The sequence below is a fragment of the Variovorax gossypii genome (assembly GCF_003965815.1).
In the GTDB taxonomy this organism is placed as follows: Bacteria; Pseudomonadota; Gammaproteobacteria; order Burkholderiales; family Burkholderiaceae_C; genus Variovorax; species Variovorax gossypii.
This window is the reverse complement of sequence record NZ_RXOE01000001.1, coordinates 220336-247064: the sequence shown is the minus strand read 5'-3', so window position 1 is coordinate 247064 and position 26729 is coordinate 220336. Positions and strand designations below refer to the sequence as shown.

22 protein-coding genes and 1 pseudogene are annotated in these 26729 nt (G+C 70.1%); 4 read left to right on the top strand and 19 right to left on the bottom strand.

Features of this window, described 5'->3' with window-relative positions:
* Positions 1 to 54 precede the first annotated feature (54 nt).
* The gene (locus tag EJP69_RS01120) at positions 55 to 2844 is read left to right on the top strand and encodes a LuxR C-terminal-related transcriptional regulator (protein WP_126468458.1); all 2790 of its coding nucleotides are present in this window, start codon (positions 55 to 57) and stop codon (positions 2842 to 2844) included.
* A gap of 26 nt (positions 2845 to 2870) precedes the next feature.
* Here EJP69_RS01120 and EJP69_RS01115 read toward each other — a convergent pair whose 3' ends face one another.
* The 4 genes from EJP69_RS01115 to EJP69_RS01100 are packed head-to-tail and all read right to left on the bottom strand — an operon-like array spanning position 2871 to position 6719.
* The gene (locus tag EJP69_RS01115; RefSeq protein WP_126468457.1) at positions 2871 to 3422 is read right to left on the bottom strand and encodes a histidine phosphatase family protein; all 552 of its coding nucleotides are present in this window, start codon (positions 3420 to 3422) and stop codon (positions 2871 to 2873) included.
* Positions 3419 to 4216 carry an adenosylcobinamide-GDP ribazoletransferase gene (locus EJP69_RS01110; protein ID WP_126468456.1) on the bottom strand — a complete coding sequence of 266 codons (798 nt, stop codon included), beginning with the start codon at positions 4214 to 4216 and terminating at the stop codon, positions 3419 to 3421. Before EJP69_RS01110 ends, EJP69_RS01115 begins: the two co-directional genes overlap by 4 nt.
* Positions 4217 to 4221: 5 nt before the next feature.
* A complete protein-coding gene (gene cobT / locus EJP69_RS01105) occupies positions 4222 to 5262 on the bottom strand; it encodes a nicotinate-nucleotide--dimethylbenzimidazole phosphoribosyltransferase (RefSeq protein ID WP_126468455.1) in 1041 nt (346 codons plus the stop codon).
* Positions 5259 to 6719, bottom strand: coding sequence for a cobyric acid synthase (locus tag EJP69_RS01100; protein WP_126468454.1), 1461 nt, complete (start codon positions 6717 to 6719; stop codon positions 5259 to 5261). Before EJP69_RS01100 ends, cobT begins: the two co-directional genes overlap by 4 nt.
* Positions 6720 to 6899: 180 nt before the next feature.
* On the opposite strand from EJP69_RS01100, the gene EJP69_RS01095 reads away from it, so the two are divergent.
* Positions 6900 to 7130 carry a hypothetical protein gene (locus EJP69_RS01095; protein WP_093202428.1) on the top strand — a complete coding sequence of 77 codons (231 nt, stop codon included), beginning with the start codon at positions 6900 to 6902 and terminating at the stop codon, positions 7128 to 7130.
* Between the two features lie 69 nt (positions 7131 to 7199).
* Here EJP69_RS01095 and EJP69_RS01090 read toward each other — a convergent pair whose 3' ends face one another.
* From EJP69_RS01090 to EJP69_RS01075, 4 genes are all read right to left on the bottom strand, one after another.
* Entirely contained in the window at positions 7200 to 8681 is a 1482-nt protein-coding gene (locus EJP69_RS01090; RefSeq protein ID WP_093306343.1) for an efflux transporter outer membrane subunit, read from the bottom strand.
* A gap of 25 nt (positions 8682 to 8706) precedes the next feature.
* The gene (locus tag EJP69_RS01085; RefSeq protein WP_093202433.1) at positions 8707 to 11985 is read right to left on the bottom strand and encodes an efflux RND transporter permease subunit; all 3279 of its coding nucleotides are present in this window, start codon (positions 11983 to 11985) and stop codon (positions 8707 to 8709) included.
* A gap of 40 nt (positions 11986 to 12025) precedes the next feature.
* Positions 12026 to 13276, bottom strand: coding sequence for an efflux RND transporter periplasmic adaptor subunit (locus tag EJP69_RS01080; RefSeq protein ID WP_093202435.1), 1251 nt, complete (start codon positions 13274 to 13276; stop codon positions 12026 to 12028).
* A gap of 147 nt (positions 13277 to 13423) precedes the next feature.
* Positions 13424 to 14308, bottom strand: coding sequence for an alpha/beta hydrolase (locus EJP69_RS01075; RefSeq protein WP_093202438.1), 885 nt, complete (start codon positions 14306 to 14308; stop codon positions 13424 to 13426).
* A 182-nt stretch (positions 14309 to 14490) separates the two neighbouring features.
* On the opposite strand from EJP69_RS01075, the gene EJP69_RS01070 reads away from it, so the two are divergent.
* Positions 14491 to 15405, top strand: a complete 915-nt coding sequence (locus EJP69_RS01070) for a LysR family transcriptional regulator (protein WP_093202440.1) — start codon at positions 14491 to 14493, stop codon at positions 15403 to 15405.
* Between the two features lie 197 nt (positions 15406 to 15602).
* Complete coding sequence (locus tag EJP69_RS01065; RefSeq protein ID WP_126468453.1) at positions 15603 to 16379, top strand: flagellar brake protein; 777 nt, start codon at positions 15603 to 15605, stop codon at positions 16377 to 16379.
* A gap of 15 nt (positions 16380 to 16394) precedes the next feature.
* Here the strand turns inward: EJP69_RS01065 and EJP69_RS01060 are convergent, their stop codons facing one another.
* From EJP69_RS01060 to cobO, 11 genes and pseudogenes are all read right to left on the bottom strand, one after another.
* On the bottom strand, positions 16395 to 16859 hold the full coding sequence (locus tag EJP69_RS01060) for an OsmC family protein (protein ID WP_093202446.1): 465 nt from the start codon (positions 16857 to 16859) through the stop codon (positions 16395 to 16397).
* Between the two features lie 20 nt (positions 16860 to 16879).
* Complete coding sequence (locus EJP69_RS01055; RefSeq protein ID WP_240651997.1) at positions 16880 to 17461, bottom strand: GNAT family N-acetyltransferase; 582 nt, start codon at positions 17459 to 17461, stop codon at positions 16880 to 16882.
* Between the two features lie 5 nt (positions 17462 to 17466).
* Positions 17467 to 18195 carry an LrgB family protein gene (locus EJP69_RS01050; protein ID WP_093202451.1) on the bottom strand — a complete coding sequence of 243 codons (729 nt, stop codon included), beginning with the start codon at positions 18193 to 18195 and terminating at the stop codon, positions 17467 to 17469.
* Entirely contained in the window at positions 18196 to 18549 is a 354-nt protein-coding gene (locus tag EJP69_RS01045) for a CidA/LrgA family protein (RefSeq protein ID WP_093202453.1), read from the bottom strand. It lies immediately after the preceding gene.
* Positions 18550 to 18610: 61 nt separating this feature from the next.
* Positions 18611 to 19600: an aminotransferase class I/II-fold pyridoxal phosphate-dependent enzyme gene (locus EJP69_RS01040; protein WP_126468452.1), complete on the bottom strand. Its 990-nt coding sequence runs from the start codon at positions 19598 to 19600 to the stop codon at positions 18611 to 18613.
* The gene (cbiB, locus tag EJP69_RS01035; protein ID WP_170217022.1) at positions 19597 to 20577 is read right to left on the bottom strand and encodes an adenosylcobinamide-phosphate synthase CbiB; all 981 of its coding nucleotides are present in this window, start codon (positions 20575 to 20577) and stop codon (positions 19597 to 19599) included. Before cbiB ends, EJP69_RS01040 begins: the two co-directional genes overlap by 4 nt.
* Positions 20578 to 20598: 21 nt before the next feature.
* Positions 20599 to 24606 carry a cobaltochelatase subunit CobN gene (gene cobN, locus EJP69_RS01030; RefSeq protein ID WP_126468450.1) on the bottom strand — a complete coding sequence of 1336 codons (4008 nt, stop codon included), beginning with the start codon at positions 24604 to 24606 and terminating at the stop codon, positions 20599 to 20601.
* Positions 24603 to 24968, bottom strand: coding sequence for a DUF2149 domain-containing protein (locus EJP69_RS01025; protein WP_126468449.1), 366 nt, complete (start codon positions 24966 to 24968; stop codon positions 24603 to 24605). The genes cobN and EJP69_RS01025 overlap by 4 nt, the downstream gene beginning before the upstream one ends.
* Positions 24965 to 25438, bottom strand: a complete 474-nt coding sequence (locus EJP69_RS01020; RefSeq protein WP_093306325.1) for a MotA/TolQ/ExbB proton channel family protein — start codon at positions 25436 to 25438, stop codon at positions 24965 to 24967. Before EJP69_RS01020 ends, EJP69_RS01025 begins: the two co-directional genes overlap by 4 nt.
* Complete coding sequence (gene bluB, locus EJP69_RS01015) at positions 25438 to 26121, bottom strand: 5,6-dimethylbenzimidazole synthase (RefSeq protein ID WP_126468448.1); 684 nt, start codon at positions 26119 to 26121, stop codon at positions 25438 to 25440. The genes EJP69_RS01020 and bluB overlap by 1 nt, the downstream gene beginning before the upstream one ends.
* Positions 26122 to 26132: 11 nt before the next feature.
* Positions 26133 to 26705, bottom strand: a pseudogene (gene cobO, locus EJP69_RS01010) (cob(I)yrinic acid a,c-diamide adenosyltransferase); the annotation flags it as partial.
* Positions 26706 to 26729 lie beyond the last annotated feature (24 nt).

Genomic DNA, 26729 nt, shown 5'->3' with positions numbered 1-26729 from the left:
AACCCTTGAATATGGGATTCGATCCGCGCGCGAGATGACCCAGAATCCGCACGGATGCAACCCGCCTCAATCCTCGGCACACCAGCACTGCGCACCCGGAGCCGCCGCCTCCTGGTTCGCCAGGGCCTGCTCGACCGGCTCGACGCCTCCGGAGGCCGCCGCTGCGTGGTGCTGCAGGCACCGGCCGGCTTCGGCAAGAGCTCGCTGCTGCTCACCTGGCAGCGCGAACTCGTCTCGGCCGACGCCGGCATCGCATGGCTCAGACTCGCGGACCTTCCCGAGGGCGACCTGCACTTCATGACCTCCCTGATGACGGCCCTGGCCGGCATCGACTCCGCCATCCCGAAGGAGGCCGTGGCGCACGCCCGCCCCGACGCCCTGGCGATGGAGCGGCTGGTCATCGCGCTCGTTCGCGGCATCGCAGCGCACGGCCGCAGGGTCGTGCTGATCGTGGACGACGTGCAGTGCGCGCAGAGCGGCCACGTGCTGCACGCCCTGCGCCTGCTCGTCGAGTACGCGCCCTCCAACCTGCTGTGCGTCTTCGCCAGCCAGGACGAGCTGCCGATGACGCTGGGCCATACACCGGCCTCGAAGACGGTGCTCGAGCTGCGCAACGACGACCTGCGCTTCAGCCTGCCGGAGTCGATCGACTACCTCGGCATGCGCCTGCCCCAGCTCGACGAGCGCGCCGCCGCCGCGATCCACCGGCTGACCGAGGGGTGGCCGGCCCTGCTGCGGCTGGCGAGCGCCGACGTGCGCCGGCGGCGCGGCGTGCAATCGCCCCTGGTCCACGGCGTGCCCGACCCCGAGCCGTTTGCCGCGTACTTCCACGCGCACGTCTTCCCGCGCCTCTCGGCGACGCAGCTGCGCCTGCTCACCTGCTGCGCGGCCTGCACCCGCTTCAGCGCACCGCTGTGCGCCGACCTGGTGGGCGACGGGTACACGCCGGCCCAGTGCGCCGAGTTGCTGGAACCGCTGGCGCGCGAGGGCCTGCTGTCCGCCGCACCGGAAGCGCCCGTGGCGGAGGACGTTTCCGCGCCCGCGCACGAACGCTGGTGGCACATGCATCCGCTGCTGCGCAGCGTGCTGCTCGTGCGCTTCTCGGCCTGGCCCGAAGTCGCGCGCGTGAAGCTCCATGCCACGGCCTGCCACTCGTTCATGACCCGCGGCATGCACCACCAGGCCGTGCGGCACGCGCTGGCAGCCGGCAACCGCGAGACCGCCGCCCGCCTGGCTGAGCACGGCGCGCAGGCGCTCTTCGTCCAGGGCAGGATGAGCGAGACGATCGCGCTGCTGCGCCAGATCGACGCCGAGACGGTCGGCAACAACGCCAACCTCGGTCTCTGGATTGCCTGGGTCGAGCTGGCCGACTACCGGCTCGACGACTGCGCCCGCAGCATCGAAAGGCTGCGCGCGAAACCCGGCGCCCTCGAGCCGGCCATGCGCTACCGGCTGACGCTGCTGGACTGCCTGCTCGCCATCCGCAACGACGACAACGACGCGCTCTCGCGGCTGCTGCCCGAGCTGCTGGCTCCGCCGCCGGCGGCCGACGAGTTCGCGCTGGCCGGCCGGCGCAACGTGCTGACCTGGCTTCACCTGCATCGCGGCGAGTTCGAGCAGGCGCGGCGCATCCAGCGCGACGAGCCGGCGCCCCGCATCGACGGCGAGCCCGTCGCCGGCACCCTGTTCGGGTCGCTGGTGGGCCAGTGCCTGGTCGGCCTGTCGTATGCCGTCGAGGGCCACATGCACCGTGCGGAGCGCATCTACCGCCAAGTGCTCGACGAGGCCCAGGAGCGCGGCGCGCGCTGCGCCGAGGCGGCGCGGCTCACCGCCCAGCTGCTGGTCGAGGTGCTGTACGAACAGCACGGCCCGCTGGTGGCGGCGCGCTTCATCCAGGAACAGCTCGGCACGCATGACGGCCTGATTCCCGACACAACCCTGCGCATGATCCTCGTGGCGAACCGGGCGCAGCAGGCGGCCGGCCGCTGGCGCGAGGCGCTGGAGCACCTGGCGCAGACCGGCTGCTTCCTGCGCCGCTTCGGCATGGACCGCACGCTGGCCTGCGTGCTGCTGGAGCAGCTCGAAATCCAGCTCGCCAACGACGGGGCCGAAGGGGTCGACGCGGCGCGGGCCTCGCTGCAGGAGCTGGAAGCGCTGCACGACCGGCATCCGGGCGTCGAGCCCGGCACCCTCCGGCGCATTGCCGACATCGTGGAGCGGGCGCGCATCTGCATGGCGGTGCACGACGGCGAGCTGCTGCCCGCGCTGGCACGACTCGAGGCCCTGTCGCAGTGCTACGAGGAACGCGGGCAGCTCAGCCTTTCCGTCACGCTCCAACTGCAGGCGGCCGAGGTCGAGCGCAGGCTGGGGCGCACCGAGGCGTCGAACACGCGCGTGTGCAAGTCCCTGCGCCTGGGCCACCGGCTGGGGTTGCTGCAGACCCTGCTGGGCGCGCACCCCAACGCCCTGCAGCTGATCCGCACGGCCGGCGCGACTCCCCGGCTCGACCCGGTGCTGGGCTTCTTCATCGAGCGCATCGAGGCGTTGGCGCAATCGCAGAGCGCCACGCGCGCCGAAGCTCCGCCGGTGCCCCGCTTCCGGGACGACGGGCGCCTGACCCGCCTGCTCACGCTGCGCGAAGCCGAGATCGCCGAGTTGCTGCTGCAGTCGCTGCCGAACAAGAAGATCGCGCTCACGCTCGGCCTGTCGCTCGACACGGTCAAGTGGCACCTCAAGAACATCTACATGAAGCTGGACGCCCACGGGCGCGGCGCCGTGGCCGAGCGCATCCGGCACGAGCTGGAACGCGACGACGGCGGCGGGGACGGCAGGCGCGGAAGATAGCCGCCGCCGGGCCTGTCAGGTGCCGGTTATTTGTCGAAAACCAGCCATCCACCGAACGGCATCTCGCCGGCGGGCCAGTCGCCGGCACTCGACGGACAGCGGATGCCGCGCTGCAGCAGCGTCACCGCGCGCAGCACGCCGGCATGCGTGACCCAGAGCGTGTCGCGCCCCTGCGCCAGCCATTCGTCGTGCGCCTGCGCGATGCGCGACATGAAGGCACGCACGCTCTCGCCGTGCACACCGGCCCGCAGGTCCGCGAAATCGGCGGTCCAGGCATCGAAGTCCTCGCGGGGGATGCCCGCCCAGGGCCTGCCCTCCCAGGCGCCGAAATCCATCTCGGCCAGCCGCGCGTCGCGCTGCACCGTCAGGTCCGGGCGCCGCGCGACGATGGCCTCGGCCAGCGCGGTGCAGCGCTTCAGCGGCGAACTGCACAGAACGATGCCCACCGGCAGCAGCGGCGCGATCCGCTCGGCGGCGGCCAGCGTGGCGTCCGCATGGGCTTCGAGGTCCGTCGCCCCGTAGCAGAGGCCCGGTTCGGCCACCACCGGGGCATGGCGCTGGAGCCAGAGCGTGCTCATGCGTGCCAGGCCAGCGCGAGGTAGATCGCGAGCTCGCAGACCTGCTGGGTCGCGCCCAAGCCGTCGCCGGTGAAGCCCTGCAGTCTGCGCAGGAAGAGACGCGCCATCCAGCCCGCGGCGAGAGCGGCCGCGAGCACGGCGGCCCCGACGTTCACGGCGCCGTACACATGCAGCAGCAGCGCCACCGCCGGAACGGTCCACACCACGGCAATCGCCAGCGCTCCCCGGCTGATCGCATCCGCGAGCGGCTTGGCCTTGCTCGCGCCGCTGTCGCCCACATAGGGCAGCCAGCGGATCAGGAACAGCGGCATCAGCCGCGACAGCACATGCGCGCCCACGATGGCGACGGCCACGGTTTCCAGGCCGCGCCCGGCCAGCACCGCCAGCAGCGCGCACTTCAGGCCGAGCGCCAGCACGAGCGCGACGGTGCCGAAGGCGCCGATGCGCGAGTCCTTCATGATCTCCAGCGCCCGCTCCCGGCTGGCCGAGCCGCCCAGGCCGTCGGCCACGTCGGCCAGCCCGTCTTCATGGAAGGCGCCGGTCAGCATCACGGTGGCGACGGTGCTCAGCACGGCCGCCGCCAGCGCGCCGCCGACGCCGGGCAGCCCCATGGCCACGCCCGCGAACACCAGCGCCGCCACGCAGCCCGCCAGCCACCCGATGCCGGGCAGGTGCGCCGCGCTCGCGCGCAGCATCTGCGGGCTGAAGCCCACCCATTCGGCCAGCGGCCCCGTCACCGGCACCCGCGTGAAGAACTGCAGGGCGAGCAGGAAGTGGCGAACGCCGTTCTTCATTCGCTTCAGCTGTCCTTGCGCGACACACCGGCCGATTCGAAGCTGGCCATCTCGCGCAGGATGCGGCAGGCGGATTCGAGCAGCGGCCAGGCCAGCGCGCCGCCCGAGCCCTCGCCCAACCGCAGGTCGAGCTGAAGCAGCGGATCGAGCCCCAGCCGCTCCAGCATCAGCGCATGCCCCGGCTCGGCCGAGCGGTGCGCCGCCACGCAACGCTGCACCACATGGGGCTGCAGCGCCTGCGCCACCAGCACCGCCGCGCTGGCGATGTAGCCGTCGACCACGATCACCCGCCGCTCGGCCGCCGCCTGCAGCACTGCGCCCGTCAGCGTGGCCAATTCGAATCCGCCGAAGGCTGCCAGCGCATCGAGCGGCGCGGTGACGCCGGCGTGCAGCGCCAGCACCTGCCGCAGCACCTCGCGCTTGCGCGCCAGCCCTGCCCCGTCGAGGCCGGTGCCGATGCCGATGCAGGCGTCGATGTCCAGCCCGCCCAGCCGCGACAGCAGCAGCGCGGCGGACGAGCTGTTGCCGATACCCATCTCGCCGAGCAGCAGCGCGTTGCCCGGCAGCGCCTTCACGACCTCGCGCCCGTTGGCGATCGCCTGGGCGCACTGCGCGGCAGTCATGGCCGGACCTTCGGAGGCGTCGGCCGTGCCGGCGGCGATCCGGCGCGACACCAGCCCCGGGCGGGGCTGGAAGTCCTGCCGCACGCCGCAGTCGACCACGGTGAGCGCCAGTCCGTGCTGGCGCGCGAGCACGCTCACGGCCGCGCCGCCGGCGAGGAAGTTCTCGACCATCTGCCAGGTCACCTCGCTCGGATAGGCCGAGACGCCGCGCGCCGCCAGGCCGTGGTCGCCGGCGCAGACCAGCATCTGCGGAGCCTCGAGCACCGGGCTTTCGGTGCCCAGGACGCTGCCGATGCGCAGGGCCAGCGCCTCCAGCCGGCCCAGCGCGCCGAGCGGCTTGGTCTTGTTGTCGAGCGCGCCCTGCAGGCGGGCGGCGAGCGCGGCGTCGGAAATATCGGGGATCGTGGGAATGGGTTCGGTCATGCAATCAGTCCGGCGAGCACGCCGGCGTCGAAGTGTGAATCGATGAAATCGGCCAGGCCGTCGAAGGTGGCCTCGAGCGTGGGCGCCGAGGCGCCGAAGAGCGCATGCAGCGTGCCAGGGTCCTCGAACAGGCCGTGAAGATAGATGCCGAGCACGTTGCCCTGCGCGTTCTGCCAGGCCAGCCCGTCGGGCATGACCGGCCGGCCTGCCTGCGCCATCTGCGGATGCGCGGCGGTCTGGCCGTGATGGATCTCGTAGCCGGCGACCGGCACGCCGGACAGCGCGGCCCAGGCGCCGGTCAGGTCGCCGAAGCGCGCGGCGCGATGCCGCACCGTCTTCTCGCGCTCGAACACCGTCACCAGCGGCAGCAGGCCCAAACCCGGCGCATTGCCGTCGATACCGTGCGGATCGACCAGCGCCTCGCCCAGAATCTGCAGGCCGCCGCAGATGCCCAGCACCGCGCCGCCGCGCCCGGCATGCGCGGCCACGGCCTGGTCCAGCCCCTGCGCGCGCAGCCAGGCCAGGTCGCCGCTGGTGTGCTTGGAGCCGGGCAGCACGATCCAGTCGGCCCCGGCCACGTCGGCCGGCGTGCGCGCCCAGACCAGCCGTACGCCCAGCACGTTCTTCAGCGCCTGGAATTCGTCGAGATTGCTGATGCGTGGGTATGCGACCACCGCCACCGTCCGCGTGACCGCGCCGCTCGCGCGGCTGCGGTCGTCGAACACGCCATCTTCCTCGGGCAGGCCGTGCTGCCACCACATGGGCAGCGTGGCGACGGTGGGCACGCCGGTCAGCTCCTGCAGCTGCTGAGGCGCGGGCGCGAGCAGCGAGGCGTCGCCACGGAACTTGTTGAGCACGAAGCCTCGCAGCAGCGCCCGGTCGGCCTCGGGCAGCAGCGCCCAGGTGCCGTAGAGGTGGGCGAAGGCGCCGCCGCGGTCGATGTCGGTCGCCAGCAGGCAGCGCGCCTGCGCATGCCGGGCGATGCGCATGTTGACGATGTCGCTGGCCATCAGGTTGATCTCGGCCGGCGAGCCGGCGCCCTCGATCACGACCACGTCGTTCTCGGCACGCAGTTCGTCGAGCGCGCCCGAGATCTCGGGCCACACGCGCTCGCTGCGGCCGCGCCAGGGCAAGGCCGAGAGAGCTTCGCTCACCTGCCCCATCAGCACCACCTGGCTGTGGGTGTCGCGCTCGGGCTTGAGCAGCAGCGGGTTCATGCGCACGTCGGGCAGCGCATTCGCGGCCAGGGCCTGGAAATACTGGGCGCTGCCGATCTCGCCGCCGTCGACCACGCGGGCGTTGTTGCTCATGTTCTGCGCCTTGAAGGGCGCCACCTTCAGGCCCCGGCGCGCATACCAGCGGCACAGCGCGGTGGCCAGCCAGCTCTTGCCCGCGCCGCTGGTGGTGCCCAGGACCATGACGCAGCACGCCGGCCCGCTATTCGCCTTTGAACTCATCGGCGGATTGTCGTTGAGCGCCACGGGCGCCCGGAAAGCGCCGGCCGGACCCGACGGATTGCGACATCTTTCACGCTGCCGCGCTGCAAATGCGCCCGGTGAATCCGATTGAGGTTTTCCTGCGTACACCCGGGACTGCACTCGGCAGCACACTTACATCGCATCGCACCCAGGGAACCCATGCCAGCCTTGAACGATTTGGCATTGACCGTCGAGGAGCACGAGCCCGGCCAGTTCTTCTGGACCCTGCTCGAGGCCCACCACGGCGACGCAAGCACCGAGACCCTCGACTACCGGGTCTACCGAACCGCGGCCAGCCCGCAGGCCAGCTACTCCAACGCCATGGCCATGGGCGTGCTGGAGCTGCAAAAAATAAGCGCCGCCGCGAACCTCGCCGGCAATGCCGGCTGAGCCCACGACGGCGCAAGACCGCCTTGCGGCGTTCAGGCTGTCAATCTTTTCCGTGGTCCGGGGCCTGCTTCAGCGAGCTGCCACCGTGGTCCGAGCGGCACCGGCCGCTACCGGCGCCGGCACGTCCCAGCCCCCGCCGATGGCGCGGATCAGGCCCACCGCAGCCTGGTATTGCGCCGACTTCACCTGCAGCGCCTGGCGACGGTTGCGCAGTTCGCTGCGGCGTGCGTCGAGCAGGTCGAGCTGGCTGATGTAGCCGTTGCGGTAGCGCGTGTCCGACAGGCTGGTCGCGCGCGCCGCCGATGTGACGGCCTGCGCCTGCACCACCGACTGCTCCTGCAGCGTGCGGATGGCGGCCAGCTGGTCTTCGACCTCCTGGAAGGCCACCAGCACCTGCGTGCGATAGCTCGCGAGCGCGCCGTCGAGCTGGGCGTTGGCGCCCTGCACGCCGGCCTCGCGACGGCCGCCGTCGAAGATCGGCAGCGACAGCAGCGCACCCACGCCCCACGAGCGGGCCGACCACTTGAAGAGGTCGCCGATCTCGGGCGAGGCATAACCGGCGGCGCCGGTCAGCGAGATGTTCGGGAACCACGCAGCCTGCGCCACGCCCACGCGGGCCTGCGCGGCCAGCACGGCGCTCTGCGCGGCCGACACGTCGGGGCGGCGCGTGAGCACCGTGCCCGGCACGCCCGCCGGAATCGACGGCAGCGCCGTCGTCCAGTCGTCGGTGCGCAGGCCGAAGCTGGAGGCCGAATCGCCCACCAGCACCGCGAGCGCATGCTCGACCTGGGCGCGCTGGCGGTCGAGCGCGAGCGCATCCGATTCGGTGGACGACACCTCGGTCTGCACGCGCGCCACGTCGAGCTCGGCGATGTCGCCGGCCTGCTCGCGGCGCTGCGACAGGCGCAGCGTGTCGCGGTAGGCCTCGACCTGCTCGCGCACCAGCACGCGCTCGGCGTCGAGTGCGCGCAGCTGCAGGTAGGTCTGCGCCGTCTCGGCCTGCACCGCGAGCCGGGTGCTCTGCAGCAGCGCCTCGCGGCCGGCGGCGTCGAGGTTCGCCGCGTTGCTTGCGCCCGAGAGGCGGCCGAACAGGTCGACCTCGTACGAGAAGGTGGCGCCGATGTTGGTCATCGTGGCCGGGCGGGTGCTGGCCGTGGCCTTGTCCAGGCCGGCGCCGCGGTTGGCACCGGCGCCGAGGCCGATCTGCGGCAGGCGGTCGGCGTTGGCGCTGCGCGCCAGCGCGCGGGCCTCGGCCAGCCGCGCCGCCGCGGCCTGGATGTTGCCGTTGTTGACGTCGGCCTTCTCGACCAGCGCGTTCAGCACCGGATCGTTGAACGCCAGCCACCAGGCGCCGCGCGATTGCGCCTCGGCGGGCACGGCACGCGTGAAGCCGGCGGGCGGCGTGGGCCCCTGCTCCTTGAACTGGGCCGTGGTCGTGATCTCGGGCAGGCCCGAGGGCACGGTGGCACAGCCGGCGAGCACCAGGGCGGCCATCAGCGGCAGCAAGGCGGTACGGAGGGGCTTCACCAAGGGTTGTACTGAGAATTTCATGATCAGCTTTCTTTCTTCTTCCCGATCAGTCATGCGAACCGTGCGAGGGACGCGGCGACGCAGGCACCGGATGCAGGCCGCCACCGCCCGAGCCGCCGTGCGATGCAGGCGCCACGGGATGCTCGGCCGACACGAAGTCATCGCCGTGCGGCACTTCGCCATGCAGCTTGAGCGGCCGGTTGCCCGCGAGGCGGCGCAGCAGCACGTAGAACACCGGCGTCAGGAACAGGCCGAAGGCCGTCACGCCGATCATCCCGGCGAACACCGCCACGCCCATGGCCTTGCGCATTTCAGAGCCTGCGCCGGTGGACAGCACGAGGGGCAGCACGCCCATCACGAAGGCCAGCGAGGTCATCAGAATCGGGCGCAGGCGCAGGCGGCTGGCTTCGATGGCGGCCTGAATGGGCGAGCGTCCGGCGAATTCGAGCTCCCGTGCGAACTCCACGATAAGAATCGCGTTCTTCGCACTCAGCCCCACAAGCACTATCAGCCCGATCTGCGTGAAGACGTTGTTGTCGCCTCCGGAGATCCACACGCCGGTCATCGCGGCCAGGATGCCCATGGGCACGATCAGGATGATCGCGATCGGCAGCGTCAGGCTCTCGTACTGCGCGGCCAGCACCAGGAACACCAGAAGAATGGCCAGCGGGAACACCAGGAAGGCGGAGTTGCCGGCCAGGATCTCCTGGTAGGTCAGCTCGGTCCACTCGAAGCTCACGCCCTTGGGCAGCGTCTCGGCAGCAATCTTCACGATCGCGTCCTGCGCCTGTCCCGACGAGTAGCCCGGCGCCGGGCCGCCGTTGATGTCGGCGGCGAGGTAGCCGTTGTAGCGCATGGCGCGTTCCGGACCGAAGGTCGAATTCACCTTCATCAGCGCGGCCAGCGGCACCATCTCGCCCGAGGTCGAGCGCACCTTCAGCAGGCCCACGTCCTCGGCACGGGCGCGGTAAGGCGCATCGGCCTGGACGCGCACGGAGTACGTGCGGCCGAACTTGTTGAAGTCGTTCGCATAGAGGCTGCCGAGGTAGATCTGCATGGTGTCGAAGATGTCCGTCACCGGCACGCCGAGCTGGCGGGCCTTGGTGCGGTCGATGTCGGCATACAGCTGCGGCACGTTGACCTGCCAGCTCGTGAACATGCCTGCCAGTTCGGGCGCCTGCTGTGCCTTGGCCATGAAGGCCTTCACCGCCGCGTCCATCTGGTCGTAGCCCACCGAGCCGCGGTCTTCCAGCTGCAGCTTGAAGCCGCCCGTGGTGCCCAGGCCCGCCACCGGCGGCGGCGGGAACATCACGATGAAGGCGTCCTGGATGCCGGCGAAGGCACCGTTGAGCTGTCCGGCCACCGCGCCGCCGCTCTGGTCGGGGCGCTTGCGCTGGTCGAAGGGCTTGAGCGTGGCGAACACGATGCCCGAGTTCGAGCTGTTGGTGAAGCCGTTGATCGACAGGCCCGGGAAGGCGATGGCGTCTTCCACGTTCGGGTTCTTCTTCATGATCTCGCCCATGCGCTGGATCACTTCGTCGGTACGGTCGAGCGTGGCGCCGTCGGGCAGCTGGGCGAAGCCGATCAGGTACTGCTTGTCCTGCGCCGGCACGAAGCCGCTGGGCACCGCCTTGAAGAGGCCGAAGGTCACGCCGATCAGCGCGAGGTAGATGGCCAGCATCAGGGTCTTGCGCGAGATCACGCGCTTGACGCCGCCGCTGTAGGCCTCGGAGCCGCGATGGAAGAAGCGGTTGAAGCCGCGGAACAGCCAGCCGAAGACGCGGTCCATGCCGCGCGTCAGCGCGTCCTTGGGAGCATCGTGGCCGCGCAGCAGCAAGGCGGCGAGCGCGGGCGACAGCGTCAGCGAGTTGATGGCCGAGATCACCGTCGAGATCGCGATGGTCACCGCGAACTGGCGGTAGAACTGGCCCGTGAGGCCGCTGATGAAGGCCAGCGGCACGAACACGGCCACCAGCACCAGCGCGATGGCGATGATCGGACCCGACACTTCACGCATTGCGCGGTACGTCGCTTCACGCGGCGTGAGCCCCGCCTCGATGTTGCGCTCGACGTTCTCCACCACCACGATGGCGTCGTCCACCACGATACCGATCGCCAGCACCAGCCCGAACAGGCTCAGCGCGTTGATCGAGAAACCGAGGATGTGCAGCACCGCGAAGGTACCGATCACCGACACCGGCACGGCCAGCAGCGGGATGATGGAAGCGCGCCAGGTCTGCAGGAACAGGATCACGACCAGCACCACCAGCATGATGGCTTCGAGCAGCGTGTGGATCACCGATTCGATGGACGCGCGCACGAACTGCGTCGGGTCGTAGGCGATGCGGTATTCCAGGCCCTCTGGCATGTTCTTGTTGAGCTCAGCCATCGTCTTGCGAACGTTGGCCGAGATGTCGAGCGCGTTGGAGCCCGGCGCCTGGAACACGCCCATGCCGACGGCCGGGTCGTTGTTCAGCAGCGAACGCAGCGAGTAGTCGGCGGCGCCCATCTCGAGGCGGCCGATGTCGCGAAGACGCGTGACGGCGCCGTCGGTGCCGCTCTTGACGATGATGTCGCCGAACTCTTCCTCGCTCTGCAGGCGCCCTTGCGCATTGATGGAGAGCTGCATGTCCACGCCCGACAGGCCCGGCGAAGCGCCGACCACGCCGGCCGCGGCCTGCACGTTCTGGCCACGGATGGCGGCCACCACGTCGGAAGCCGACAGGCCGCGCTGCGCGACCTTCTGCGGGTCGAGCCACACGCGCATGGAGTAGTCGCCGCCGCCGAAGATCTGGACCTGGCCCACGCCTTCGATGCGCGCCAGCGGGTCCTTCACGTTCAGCACCGCGTAGTTGCGCAGGTAGTTGATGTCGTAGCGGTTGTTCGGCGAGACGAGGTGGACCACCATCGTCAGGTCGGGCGCGCTCTTGACGGTCGTGATGCCGAGCCGGCGCACTTCCTCGGGCAGGCGCGGCTCGGCTTGCGAGACGCGGTTCTGCACGAGCTGCTGCGCCTTGTCGGGATCGGTGCCCAGGCGGAAGGTGACGGTGAGCGTCAGCACGCCGTCGGTGGTCGCCTGGCTGCCCATGTAGAGCATGCCTTCGACGCCGTTGATCTGCTCCTCGAGCGGAGTGGCGACGGTTTCGGCGATCACCTTCGGGTTGGCGCCGGGGTACTGGGCCCGCACCACCACCGAGGGAGGCGCGACCTCCGGGTACTCCGAGATCGGCAGCCCGCGCAGCGCGATCAGGCCGGCTATCAGCATCAATAGCGACAGCACGCCGGCAAAGATCGGCCGGTCGATGAAGAATTTTGAGAGATTCATGTTGGTTCTCCGGCGGGCGCGGATACGCCCTCCTCCGAAATCAGGACTTGGCCGCTTCCGCGACGCGTTCCGGTTGTTGTTGCTTGGGGTCCGCCTTGGCGTCCATCGTCACTTGCTGCGGCGCGACCAGCGCACCCGGGCGGACGTGCTGCAGGCCGTTGACGATCACGCGGTCGCCCGCCTTCAGGCCCTTGCTCACGACACGCAGGCCGTTGATCGAGGCGCCCAGCGTCACTTCGCGGTAGGCGGCCTTGCTGTCCTCGCCCACGACCATCACGAACTTCTTGTTCTGATCGGTGCCGATGGCGCGTTCGCTCACCAGCAGCGCGGTGTCGTTGCGGGCCTGGCCCATGCGGATGCGGGCGAACTGGCCGGGGATGAGGGCGCCGTCCTTGTTGTCGAACGAGGCACGCACGCGCACCGTGCCGCTGCGGGCGTCGACCTGGTTGTCGATCAGCTGCAGCTTGCCGGTGAAGGGCGTGCCGTCGATGCCGGCGGTGCCCATCTGCACGGGAATGCTCTCGATCTGGCCGCGGGCGCTGGAGCCGCTGGGCAGTTCCTTCAGCGCGCGGGTGATGACCTGCTCGTCGGCGTCGAAGCTAGCGTAGATCGGGCTCACCGACACCAGCGTGGTCAGCACCGGAGCGCCGGGACCGGCCGCCACCAGGTTGCCCACCGTCACTTCGATGCGGCCGATGCGGCCGGACACCGGGGCGCGAACCTGCGTGTAGCCCAGGTTCAGGCGCGCCGACTGCAGCGAGGCTTGGGCCGCGCGCAGGTTGGCTTCGGCTTCACGGCCGGCGTTCACGCGCTCGTCGTACTCGCGCTGGGCGATGGCCTTGTCGTCCCACAGGCGCTTGGCGCGCTCCTGCTCGCTGCGGCTGAAGGACTGGCGGGCCTGCGCGGAAGCCACCTGCGCCTCGGCGCGCTCGACCTCGGCCGCGTACGGCGCGGGGTCGATGGTGACCAGCAGGTCGCCCTGCTTCACCAGCGCGCCTTCGCGGAAATGCACCGACTGCACGGCGCCCGCGACGCGGGAGCGCACATCGACGCGCTGGACGGCTTCGAGGCGGCCCGAGAACTCGTCCCAGGCGTTGATCTCGCTCGAGGCCACCGTGGCGACCGACACCGGCGTGGCCTGCGGCGCCGCCGGTGCGTTGTTGGCCTCGGCCTTGAAGCTGTACATGCCCACCACCGCGGCAGCCACTGCCAGCAATGCGGTGAGGCCGGTCACAGCGGGCCAGAGGCCCTTGCGGGCGGCGGAAGACAGCTTTTTCTCGTTGTTCGACATGATGGTTAGTCCTTCTCGATGACTTTGGGATGCAACAGGCCACCCCGGCGCTTTTGGCACCAGGAGGCGGATTTCAGGGAAAAAGGGGCCCCGGCACGCGGCCGCGCTGGCAGCGTGTCGATCAGGCAGCCGGTGACCGGCGGGAAACTAGCTGGGGTGGTTCGCCGTCGCGGGCGGCGGCGTGGTCGCGCTGAAGAACTCGCGGAAGTGCTGCTGCACCGAGGCTTCGCAGGCCACGCAGCCCGTGTTCTCGGTGTCGTACAGCGCCTTCGGCCAGTTGGAGGCGCTGGGCAGCACGCTGCTCGTGACCTCGATGCCGGCCGCGCGCAGGCGGCCCGCGAAGGTCAGCGCCTCGTCGCGCATGGCGTCGTCCGCGCCCACCAGCACCAGTGCGGGGGCCAGCGACGACAGCCGCAGCGAACCGCTCGGCACCGCGTAGGGGTGCATGGCGTTCGAGGGGCAGCTCAGGTACTTCTCCCAGCCGCTGGCCCAGCGGCACTCGGCCGCGTCGTTGGTGGCATTGCGCAGCGAGGCAGTGCCAGCACAGGGGTCGAGCATGGGCGACAGCAGGATCTGGCCTGCGAGCGGCGGATGAGCCCGGTCGCGGGCGATCAACGCCACCGCGGCCGCCAGGTTGCCGCCGGCTTCCTCGCCGGCCAGGTACACCTGCGCGCCCTTGCCGCCGAGCTTGGTGCGCTGCTTGTAGAGCCATTCGAGGGCGGCATAGCCCACCTCGATGGGTTCCGGGAACGGCGACTGCGGTGCCAGCGGGTAAGCCAGCGACACCACCACCGCACCCGCCCCGGCCAGCAGCCGAGCCACGTTGCGGCCGTTGTCCAGGCCGCCGCAGACGAAGGTGCCGCCGTGGAAATGCAGCACCAGCGGAGCCACGTCACCCTTGGCGCGCTGGCCGTACACACGGGCACCGACCGGTTCGCGGCCTGGCAGCTCGATCGACAGATCGGCTTCCACGCCTTGCGCCGCAGCACGGGCGGCGGCTTCGGCGGAACGGGACGATGGAACGGGTGACATGGGCGACCTCGGGGATTTGGGCGATGGTTGAAATATAAGTCGCCCGATGCGGCGTTAAACAGGAAACATGCCCCCACTCTGTTTCCAAACCGACAACAATCAGGGCGCTCCGCAAAGGTTGGACGGCTTGTGTGAGAATCCGCGTCCCCCGGTGTGGGCCGGGTACCAAGAACAGGCATTCAATGGATCAGATCCAGGCCATGCGGATCTTCGTCCGCGTCGTGGAAGCCGGCACTTTCACCCGGGCGGCGGACTCGCTTGCCCTGCCCAAGGGCACAGTCACCAAGCAGATCCAGGCGCTCGAGTCGCGCCTGCGCGTGAAGCTGCTCAACCGCACCACGCGCCGCGTCACGGTCACGCCCGACGGCGCCGCCTACTTCGAGCGGGCCGCGCGCCTGCTCAACGACTTCGACGACATGGAAGCCAGCATGACGAATGCGCAGGCCAACCCCACGGGGCGGCTGCGCATCGACGTCGGCACCTCGGTGGCGAGGCTGATCATCCTGCCCGCGCTGGCCAGCTTCTGCGACCGCTACCCCGACATCCAGGTCGACCTTGGCGTGAGCGACCGCACCATCGACCTGATCAGCGACAACGTCGACTGCGTGATCCGCGCGGGCGAGCTCAACGACCAGTCGCTGGTCGCGCGGCGCATCGGCACGCTCGACTTCGTCACCGTGGCGTCACCGGCCTATGTCAAGCGCTACGGCATGCCACAGCACCCGAACGACATCGAGAAACGCCACCACGTGGTGAGCTACTTCTCTGGCACCACCCGCCGCGTGTACCCGCACGAGTTCAGGAAGGGCGACGAGCATATCGAGCTGAACGGCCCCTACCGCGTGGCGGTGAACGAGAGCAACGCCCACATCACGGCGGTGCTGGGCGGTTTCGGCATCTCGCAGTGCATCACCTTCATGGCCGAGCCGCTGATCGAGAGCGGCGAGCTGATCCAGCTGCTGCCCGACTGGCAGCGCGACCCGCTGCCGATCCACGTGGTGTATCCGCCCAACCGGCACCTGAGCGCCAAGGTGCGCGCCTTCGTGGACTGGGCCGCCGAGCTCTTCGCGAAGAACCCGAGGCTCCAGCGGCGCTGATCGCGCGGCACTGCAACAAACAATTCACGCCGGCGCCCTAAATTCTGGCCGCCCGATGCCGTTAATCAGTTCGGCGCGATACCTGAAAGCCGCTGCGTTTTCCGGTTGAACGCGCGTACCGCGGCCTCGGTGAAGGCCGTTCAGAGGCCCGGGAGGAGCCCTGGCGCGCCCGCTAGAACATACGAACCGGCAAGCTCATGGATACAGACCAGTCGAACGGCCAGGCCGAAGCGCCCGATCAGCCGCACGCGCCAGCAGGCGAACGCACAAGCGAGGAATTCGGCCGCCGCACGCCGGTGGAGATCGGCGTTCACCTGCGCAACCTCGCCAGTCGCCGCGACAACCTCACCGTCCAGTACGCGGGCGGCCATCTGGTGACGCAGCTCCTCGACGTGGACATGCGGGCCCGCGCGTTCACCTTCGACTGGGGGGCGTCGCCCGAGCAGAACCGGGCCCTGCTTGCGGCGGCGCGCTGCCACTTCGAGGCCCAGCAGGACGGCGTGCGCGTCGAGTTCTCCATCGCCTCGCCGCGCGAGACCCGGTACGAGGGCCTGCCCGCCTTCGAGGCCGACTTTCCCGAGGTGCTCGTCTACATGCAGCGCCGCGAGTACTTCCGCGTCGATGCGCCGATCGTCGAGTCGTACACCTGCTCGGGCAGCCTGCCCAAGGGCGATGCCTTCTCGTTCGAAGTGCAGGACCTGTCGCTCGGCGGCGTCGGCCTTCGCACCCGGGACGCACGCGCCGCCGGCCTGCAGCTGGGCACCTACCTCAGGGACTGCGAACTGTCGCTCGGCACGCTCGGCCGGCTCACGCTCGACATGGAACTCGTCTCGTTGCGCCCCGCCGTGCAGCCCAACGGCACGCTGCGCTACCAGCTGGGCTTTCGCTTCCTGGCGCTGCCGCCCGGTGCCGAAACCGCCCTGCAGCGCCTGGTCACGCGGCTCGAAATGAAGAGCCGCTCGCTGGTCGGCTGACGCCAGTACAGCCGGTCAGAACACCGGCTCGCAGCGCACCTCGGTCTTCACCGAATTGGCGATGAAGCACTCCTCGTGCGCCCGGTGATGCATCTGCTCGATCTGCTCGCGCGTGGGCTGGTTCTGTCCCGAGAAAGTCACCTCCGGGCGCAGCGTGACGACGGTCATCGCCATCTTGCCCTCGGCGTTCTTCTCCATCGTGCCGGTGGCCGCGTCGAAATACCGGTCGACGACGAACTTGCGCTTCACCGCCATCGTGAGGAACCACAGCATGTGGCAGTTGGAGAGCGAGGCGACGAACATTTCCTCGGGGTCGACCGCCGAGGCATCCGACATCGGCAGCGGCACGACATGCGGCGACGACGAGCCCGCCACTTCCGCGCCTCCGTCGAAACGCAGCGAATGCCGCCTGCTGTAGGTGTTCGCGAGAAAGTCCTGCTCGCCACGCAGCCAGAGGATTTCCGCTGTGTACTGGGCCATGGGATTCCTTTTTCCGATGTTCAAAGATCGATGCGATATCGCAACTTGGTCAGGCTGCCCTGGCTCGGCAGCGTGATGAAGGTCTCGATCAGCACGCCGCCGTTGGCCTCGATCACCTTCTGCGACGCGAGGTTGCCCGGGCTGGTCGTGATCTCGACGCGGCCCAGGCCCTCGCCCGCGGCCAGCTTCAGCATCGAGCCCAGCGCGCGCGTCGCGTAGCCCTTGCGCTGCTTCCAGGGCACGACGTTGTAGCCGATGTGACCCAGGCAGTAGAGCGGAAGAGCGTCGGTGCCCGGCTGCCAGCGCAGGTCGATGCTGCCGCAGAACTCGCCGTCCCACATCCAGCACTTGTAGCCCGGCAGCCGCCGCACCTTGGAGCCGTCGGGCATGAGGATGCGCCCTCCCCTGGCCTTGCGGTCCACGAGGCTGGCCAGGAAGCGGTCGGGGTCGGCCTTGATGGCTGCGCGCTCCTCCGCGCCCGACTCGGGCCGCGTCTCGTCGCGCGCCCAGCCCCGGTTCAGCGCCGAGACGTAGCTGGGCAGGTAGGCCTTCGCGGGCCAGACCAGCTCCATCGGGCGCGATGCCGGCGCGGGTTTCGCCATCCTGCCTAGGCCCCCATCAGCTTGACGATGAGCGGCACCAGCAGCGCCGTCGCGATACCGTTCAGCCCCATGGCCAGCGCCGAGAACGCGCCGGCCGTCTCGTTCACCTGGATGGCACGCGCCGTGCCGATGCCATGCGCCGCCATGCCGACCGCGAAGCCGCGCACCGCCGGCTCCCTGATGCGCAGCAGGTTCAGCAGGCCGGTGGCCATGATCGCGCCCGAGATGCCGGCAACGGCCGCTGCCACCGCCGCCAGTGAAGGCAGCCCGCCGATCTTCTCGGCCACGCCCATCGCGATGGGCATGGTGGCCGACTTGGGCGCGAGCGACATCATCAGGTCGTGCGACCCGCCCAGCACCCAGGCGATGCCGACCGCCGACACGATGGCGGCGACCGAGCCCACGAGCAGCGCCACGCCGATGGGCAGCCACAGCCGTCGCAGCCGGTCGATCTGCCCGTACAGCGGCACGGCCAGCGCCACGGTGGCGGGGCCGATCAGGAAGTGGACGAACTTCGCGCCCTCGAAATACGTGTCGTAGGGCGTGCGCGTGAGCAGCAGCACCGTGACGATGACGATCACCGACACCAGCACCGGATTGACCACCGGATTGCGCCCGCTGCGCGTGTGCAGCCACAGCGCGCCCAGGTAAGCCAGCAACGTGAGCGACAGCCACAGCAGCGGCGACTGGGCCAGGAACACCCAGATCTCGAAGAGCTTCGCGGGCGCGGTCATTTATTGGGCGTCCTTGCCGGTGATGCGGATCATCCAGCGGAAGGTGAGCGCGGTGACCGTCATGGTGAAGGCGGCGCCCACGATGCCGGCCGCGAGAAACGGCAACCACTCGCGCCCCACCCGCTCGAAATGCAGCATCACGCCGGTCACGGCCGGGATGAACAGCAGCATCAGGTTGCGCAGCAGATGGCCCGAGGTGTCGGTCAGCACCTGCGGAACGCTGCCGCGCACGATCAGGCCGATGAACAGGAACACCATGCCGATCAGCGGGCCGGGAATGGGCAGGCCCAGCCACTGCACGAGCAGTTCGCCGGCGAGCTGGCAGAGAAAGAGCGTGGTGATGGCGTAGAGCATTTTTCCTGTCGATCTGAGAGGTCTGGGCGGTCGGGTCGGTCGGGGATGTGGGTGTATGTGTTCAGGCCGCGCTTGTCCAGGCCTCTTTCAGCGCCTGCTGGCTCGCCGGCGGCAGCACGCCCATGCGCACATGGCCCGGCAGGCCGAAGGAGGCGCAGTCGCGCAGCTTGATCCCCGAGGCGCGCAGCGCGGCGGCCAGGCCGGGATACGGCCGGTCGGTGCGCGCGCAGAAGAAGTTGGCATCGCCCGGGAGGCATTGCCAGCCGAGCGATTCGCACATCGCGCGTTGCAGGGCCTTCCAGTCCCTCAGCGTCTGGAGGCTTTGCGCGAGCCAGCGCTGCGCGTCGTCGCCGGTCCAGGTCTCGAGCAGCGCCACGCCGTGCGTGCCCAGCGGCCATGAGGGGGCCAGCCTTTCGATTCGCGCCATGAACGAAGCATCTGCCTCCTCGGATGCGATCGCGTAGGCGGCACGGATACCGGTCAGGCCCATCGCCTTGTTCGGCGTCCACAACTGCCAGACGCGGTTGCGCTGCACGGCATCGAGCGACGGCCGGCCCTCGAGGCGCAGCGGTTCGTAGGCGAGATCGAGCACGCTGGCGCCGCCGGTGCCCGCGGCCTGCAGCGGCAGGTCGGCCTGCGGCTGCCCCAGCGGGCTCGACGGCTCGCAGCACCAGCGCAGCGCGGCATCGGCATGCGGCTGCGGCGCACGCAGCACCCGCAGGCCCCAGGCCTGCGCGGCGCGCTCGTAGTCGCCGTAGCTGTGCGGCGGCAGCCAGACCCGGCTGCCGCCGCCCTGTGCCACGGCTGCGCTGATGCGGTGAATGAACTCGCTCGCGCTGGCCGCGATCACGATGCGGTCGACCACCACGCCATGAAAGGCCGCGAGACGGCCCCGCAGCGCCGTGTAGTGCGGGTCCGGGTAATGCGCCGCGTCGGCAGCGCGCAGTGCCGACACGACGGCCGGGCACGAGCCCACCGCGTTGCCGTTGGTCGAAAAGTCGTGCGGCGCCGTGCCGGCGGCATCGGGCCCGCCGTGAACCGCCGGGCTCATGCGAGCCTCCAGCCGGTAACCGCCACGATGGCCACGATACCCAGCGAGGCGAACACGCCCAGCGCCAATGCGGCCCGACCGCCCAGTTGCGCGGTGCGCTGCATATCGTCGGCCGAAGGCGCACGGCCTTCCGCGTTCAGCGCATACACGCCCGGCTTCGCCAGTCGCACGCCGAGCAGCAGCGCCACCGTCGCCATCGGCCAGCCGCTGTTGGGCGACGGCGTGCGGCGGGCTTCTTCAGACAGCCCCGAAGGCCAGCGCCATGCCGCGAGCGCAAGCAGCGCCACGGTGATGCGTGCCGGAATCCACGAGAGCACGTCGTCCGCACGCGCGGCCCATTTGCCGAACCAGGTCCAGTCGCGGCCGCTGCGCTCGCCGCGATAGCCCCACATCGCATCCGCGGTGTTGGCGAAACGGTAGAGCGCCGCGCCCGGCAGGCCCAGCAGCACGAACCAGAAGACGGGCGCCACGAGCGAGTCGTTGAGGTTTTCCGCGAGCGACTCGATGGCGCTTTCGCGCACTTCGCGCTCGCTGAGCCGGCTCACGTCGCGGCTCACGAGGCGCGCCAGCTGCTGGCGGCCTGCATCGAGCGAAACACCCAGCGCGGCTTCGACCGCGAGCACCTCGTCGCGCAGCATGCGCCAGGCGAAGAGAGGCTTGAGCAGCAGGCCGATCAGCAACGCCATCACCCACGCGGGCAGGTAGAGCATCGCCAGCGTCTGCAGAGCCATGGCAACGCCCCAGACGCACGCCGCCCCCACGCACCACAGCAGCGCGCCGGTGAAGAACATCGGCAGGTCGACCGCCTTCGCCTGATGCGCGCGCGGAGCGATGCCGGCCCCCATCCCGAGATATCGCCCCATCCACACGACCGGATGCAGCGGCGCGGGCGGCTCGCCCAGCCAGCGGTCGACGGCCAGCGCGATCCACAGCGCGGCGGCAAAGGCGATGGCGTATTCGGAACTCGGCAAGGGCATGGGAGCCGCCATTCTCGCGAATCAGGCGACGGCCCTGCCCCGGCGCCATTGCATCAGCGCGCCGAACGCGACGAGCAGCGCAGCACCCAGCGCCACCCAGAGCCGGAAGACGACGCTTTCGGCGTGGGGCGATGGCGCCTCGGCGGGTGTCGGCTCGAGCTTCAGGCCGCTCACGGGCTGGGGGCCGTCCTGCGCCGGGCTCTCGTTCGGAACAGGCTCGGGCGCCGGCGTCGCCACAACCACTGGAGCGACTGGCGGATGCGACTTGGGGACGGGCGAGGCCGGCGGCGAAAGCTCTGACTGCGCGAAACGCTGCACGCCCGCATTGCGCTCGCGCAGTCCCGTCGCCCGAACCGCCTCCGCGTACGCCCGCGCCAACTCGCGCCGCGTGGCGGCATCTGGGCTCCAGTAGTTCAGCCGCACCGCGTCGAGCATGCGCTCCAGCGTCTGCGCGAAGGCCGCGCGGTTGTCGCCTTCCAGCCATTCGCGCGTGCCCAGCCTGTACCGGTCGCGCACGTACACGTCGTGCAGCGACTGCCACTGGTCCTGCCGCACGGCGGCCGGCGCCGTGACCTGCCAGCCCCAGAGGAACTGCGCGGTCTTCAGCACCTGCAGCGTGCCGCTGTAGCCCTCGGCCTTCTGCGCCTCGATCCACTGCGGATGCAGGTAGCGCGTCTGCATCTCGCGCGCGATGGCGCCTGCGGCGGTGTCGGTGCGCACCGCGCTGCCGTCGCGCAGGTTCTGCACGTACAGCGCCGGGTCCTTGCCGGTGAGATGCCGCACCGCCTGCGCGATGCCGCCGAGATACTGGAACGGGTCGTCGTTGGTCAGCACGCCGTACAGGTTGGAGCTGCGTGCCATCAGCGCAGCATCGACCTGCACGAGGTTGCCCGCATAGGCACCGGGCCGCACGGCGCCATCGAGGCCCTTGCCGTAGGCATGGCCCATGCGGTCCATGTAGAGCTGCGCCATCTGCGCGTCGCCGCCTCCGCGCTGCTGGTTCTTCCACACCTCGCTCGCAAGCGCGGCTTCTTCCAGCCCGGCGCCGTAGCTGCCCTGCTCGTTCGAGAACACACGGGCCGTCGACCAGCGCTGCGCCTCGCTCGCCGTCGCGCCTTCCGCGCGCAGCCTGCGCGCCATCGCCTCGCTGTTTCCGGCCACGGCATTGCCGGGTTCGCGCAGGGCCGCCACCTGCTGCACCGCCTCGTCGAGCCAGCGCATCACGGCCGGGAACTGGTCGCGGTAGGAGCCGGTGACGCTGACGAGCACGTCGATGCGCGGCCGCTTCAGCTGCAATGCGGGAATGATCTCGATGCCCGCCATGCGCCCGCCCTCGTCCCAGCGCGGCTTCACGCCCATGGCATAGAAGGCCTGACTCTCCAGCACGCCCTGGTGGCGTGAAGCCTCGCCGGCCCAGAGGGTGAAGGCGATCTTCTTGGGCGCCTTGCCGGCATGGGTCTTCGCATGCTCCGCGATCCAGGCATCCATGGCGGCCACGCCCGTCTCCCAGGCTGCGCGAGTGGGCACGCGGCTCGGGTCGAAGCCGTAGAGGTTGCGCCCGGTCGGCAGGCTGTCGGGGTTGCGCACCGGGTCGCCGCCGTAGCTGGACTTCAGGTAGCGGCCGTCGAGCGCGGTCAGCAGGCCCTCGATTTCCTCGTTGTGCGCAAACACATCGTCGAGCTTGCGGGCGCGCTGGGCCAGCTCCAGCAGCTTCTGCCGGTCGGCGGGCGTCGCGCCCATGGCGCCCGCGGCCTGCGCGTCGGTGAGCGCCTGTTCCACCCAGCGCGCGGGGCGCGAGCCGGCGATGTTCCTCGCGTCGATCAGGAAGGCCTCGTCGATGTCCTCGCCAAGTGCTTCGACCAGCGGCTTGCCGAGGATCTGCAGGATGGTCATGCGCCGCCGCTGCGCATCGGGCGCCTGCCCGAAGGTGGCGAGGCCCAGCGGCTGGGCGGTCTGCGCGAGCTCGTCGAGGTAGGGATGCAGCACCGCGATGAAGCCGGCGAAATCGGCGCGGATGCGCGCGGGCGTCCAGCCCAGGTCGCGGTCGTAGCGGTGCTCCGCGAACTCGGCTGCGAGCCGCCTTTCCAGCGCGGTCTTCACAGGGCCGGGCGACAGCGTCTCCCACTCGTGCATGCGCTCGTGCATCTCCTGCACGCCGGGGCGGAAGCCGGCGGGCGCGAACAGCGGCGTCGAATGGCTCACCATGGTCGCGCGCCCGCGCCGCTTGGCGGTGGTGGCCTCGCCGAGGTTGTCCATGATGAACGGGTACACGTTGGGCAGGTCGCCCAGCGCGAGCAGCGGGTCGTCCTGCACCGACAGCCCGCGCTCCTTGCCCGCCGACCATTCGACCGTGCCGTGCGTGCCGACGTGCACCACGGCGCCGGCACCGAAGCGCGTACGCAGCCAGAGATAGGTGGCGAGGTAGCCGTGGCTCAGCGGAACGGCCGAGCGGTGATAGACCTGCTCGGCCTTGCCGGCCACCTGCGTGCCGGGCTCGAAGCGCGGCGGCTGGCGCAGCACGACCACGTTGCCGAAGCGCACGCGCGGAATCACGAAGGCCGGCTCGCCCGCCACGGGGCGCAGCATGGTCGACTTCTCGGGCGGGCCCCAGTAGCTTTCGATGCGGCGCTGCGTCTCCTGCGGCAGCGCGCGGAACCACGCGAGGTAGGCCGGCAGCGGCAGCGTGTCGGCCAGGCCCCTGTCGAGCAGCGGCTGCAGCTCGTCGCCCTGGCCCGTGGGGTTCGGGTAGTAGGCCTTCATCGTCGCCTGCACCTGCGCGATCAGCGCGTCGGTGCCCGGCAGCTCGGTGCCGTAGCCGGCCGACTTCATCGCCGCCAGCATGTTGCTCACGCTGCGCGGCACGTTGAGGAAGGAGGCGCCGAAGTTGGCTTCGCCCGGCGGGTAGTTGTAGACCAGCATCGCCACGCGCCGGTCGGCCGGCGGCGTGCGCTGGAGCCGCAGCAGCGCGGCGGCCTTGGCTGCGACGGCGTCGATCTGCGCGGGCAGCGGCTGCAGCGTGCCGCTTGCCCCGTCGCGGGCGCTCACGAGCATCGGGTCGGTCATGCCGGCCAGCTCGCTCGGGCTGTAGTAGGAGGCGATGTCGGTCTGCGCGAGGCCGTCCCTGCTGCGCGCCCATTGATCGGCGTCCATCGCCAGCGACGGCAGCGTCTGCAGCACCGGCACGCCGATGCGCTCCAGCTCGGCCTTGCGCTCGTTCGGGCTGAAGACCAGCGAGGCATTGACGATGACATCGGCCACTCGGCGTTCGCCGTCGTGCGTCATGCGAAAGAACAGGTCCTTCTGCTGGCGCGGGCCGTAGAAGGCATAGGCGCGCAGGCCGCGCCGTTCGAGCGAGGCGATCAGCGCGTCGAGCCAGCCGGTGTCTTCGCCGGCCACGGTGGCGCTGTTGATCGCGATGGCGACGGTGCCGCTGCCCGCCAGTCCTTCGATGGCCGGGACGCCGGTCTCGATGCGCGGCCATGCCGGGTGATAGAGGCCGGCCAGCGGCATCGGCACGGGATCGGGCAACCCGTCGGCCTTGCCGGGCTGCGCCATCGCCTTCATCGCGGCGCCCAGGTTGGCCGCGCCCGGAAAGCGCCAGTATTCGCGCAGCCGCTGCGCCCACGCGGCATCGACGCCACGCTCCGCCGCGAGCGGCGCGGCGGTGGAAGCCTGCCCATTGGCGACCAGCGCGAACTCGCCGACCAGCACATACGGCACGCTACCGCGCGAGATCGCGTCACCGAAGCGCGCGGCCGCCGCCTGCGCGACGCTGATGTGCGGCGCATCGACGACCAGCAGGCTCGCGCCCTCCACCGCGCCCGCCAATGCCTCGGGCGAATCCCTCGATGCCGACACCACCTGCAAGGGCAGGCCCGCTTCGCGCGCGGCCGCCTGCAGCCGCATCACCCTTGCCGGCGATACGAGCGAAGTGCTCAGCACCACGACCCGCCCGCCCGCGGGATGGGCCTGCGCCGGCGCGACGAACCCCAGCGCCGCCAGCAGCCAGAAAAGGAAGACCCGCGTCACTTCCCGCCCGGGCCCGGACCGGCCGGCACCGCGTCCGCCGGCACGTAGACCATCGTCCCGTCCTTCAGCCGCCAGGCGGTGCCGGCCTTCTCGCCGTCGCCCTGCCCGGTCGCGCCGCTGGCCTTGAAGCGCGTGATCTTGCGGCCCTCGCGGGTCACGATCTCCATGTTCGGCTGGCCCTCGTTGCGGATGATCGTCACCTTGTCCTGCGCGAAAGGATTCATCGGGTTGTTGATGACCGCGATCATCAGCATGCCGATCACCACCATGAACACGTCGATCAGGTTGATGGTGGAAAGCACCGGGTCGTCGTCGTCGATGTCCAGGCTGCTCAATATCGAGAACTGGCGCCGGCTGCTCATGAGAGGCGGTCCCGCGCGTCGAGCACCGTCACCAGCTCGCGCATCAGCCAGCGGCGGCGCACGGTGTAGACCACGAAGGTGATCGAGGCCGAGGCCAGTGCCACGATCACGCTCGCGAAGGCCGGTGCCAGGCTCTGCGCCACACCCTGCGATTCCCCCGAGGCCACGGCAACCAGCGCCGGGCCCATCGGGATCATCGTGGCGATCAGCCCGAGCATCGGCGCCACGCGGCTGCACAGGCGCACGCCCTCGAGCTGCTTGAGCACGACCAGCTCCATCTGCTCCTGGCTGGCCTGCGCATGCGGCTGCAGCACCAGCGCGCGCGACGGGTCGCGGCGCCGCTGGATGTACTCGACGCCGAACGCGCCCAGGCAGTACACGGCATAGACGAAGGACAGCAGCACGCCCAGCGTCACCGGCCAGAGAAACAGGCGCGCTAGCTCGAAAAGAACGGAGTCGAAGGCCAGCATCAGGTGGGCTCCACGGTGGACGGATGGTCGAAGAGGTCCGAAGGCCGGCCCCAGCCTTCGTCGAACACCAGCGACGCGAGCGGCTCGCGCTTCGCCCAGCGTTCGCGCTGCAGCATCGGCTCTTCGTAAAAGTCGGCCACGGGGCCCAGGCACAGCAAGGCGATGGGTTCCGCGCCTTCGGGCAGGCCCAGCAGCGCGGCCACCTCGGCCGGGTCGAACAGCGACACCCAGCCCATGCCCAGCCCCTCGGCGCGCGCCGCCAGCCAGATGTTCTGGATGGCGCAGGAGGCCGAGGCCAGATCCATCTGCGGCAGCGTACGGCGGCCGAACACGTGCTTCTCGCGGCCGTCGGCCAGCGTCACCGCCAGCAGCTCGGCGGCGTCGAGCAGGCCCTGCACTTTCAGGCGCATGAACTCGTCCTCGCGTTCGCCGAGGGCGCGGGCGGTCAGCACGCGCTCCTGTTCGACGATGCGATGCAACTGGTGCCGAAGCGCCTCGCCACGGATGCGGATGAATCGCCACGGCTGCATGAAGCCCACGCTGGGCGCATGGTGCGCCGCGTCGAGCAGCCGGCGAAGCACCTCGGGCGCGACGCTGCCGCCAACGAAGTGGCGCATGTCGCGCCGCTCGTGGATGGCGCGATACACCGCCCTCGCCTCGCCAGCCTCGAACGCGTGTGCCATGTCTTTCTTCTTCAGTCCTCGATGCCGCGCTGCGCGGGAATGCCGGCCTTGAAGGCGTGCTTGACCAGCATCATCTCGGTCACGGTGTCGGCCAGCTCGATGATCTCCGGCGGGCAGCGCCGGCCGGTGAGCGCCACGTGCACGTGCTTCGGCCGCGCGCGCAGCGTTTCGAGCACGCCTTCGAGCGGCAACCAGCCGTAGATCAGCGGATAGGTGATCTCGTCGAGCACCACGAGGAAGAACTCGCCCGAGAGGATCGCCGCCTTCGCCTTCTCCCAGCCGTCGCGCGCGAGCTGGCCGGAGCGCTCCAGGTCCTGGCTCTTCCAGCTGAAGCCGTCGCCCAGGCCTTCGATCGGGATGCCGATCTGCTCGAACATGCGGTGCTCGCCGAAGCGCGCGCTCGGCACCTTCATGAACTGGTAGATCTTCACGGCCTTGCCGCGGCCATGCGCGCGCAGCGCGAGGCCGAAGGCGGCCGTGCTCTTGCCCTTGCCGTCGCCGGTGTTGACGATGACGATGCCGCGGCGCTCGCCCTCGGGCTTTTCGTAGGGCTTCTCGCTGGGTGGGGTTTCGATCTGCATGGTGTGTTGTTCCTGTGCTTGTTTTCT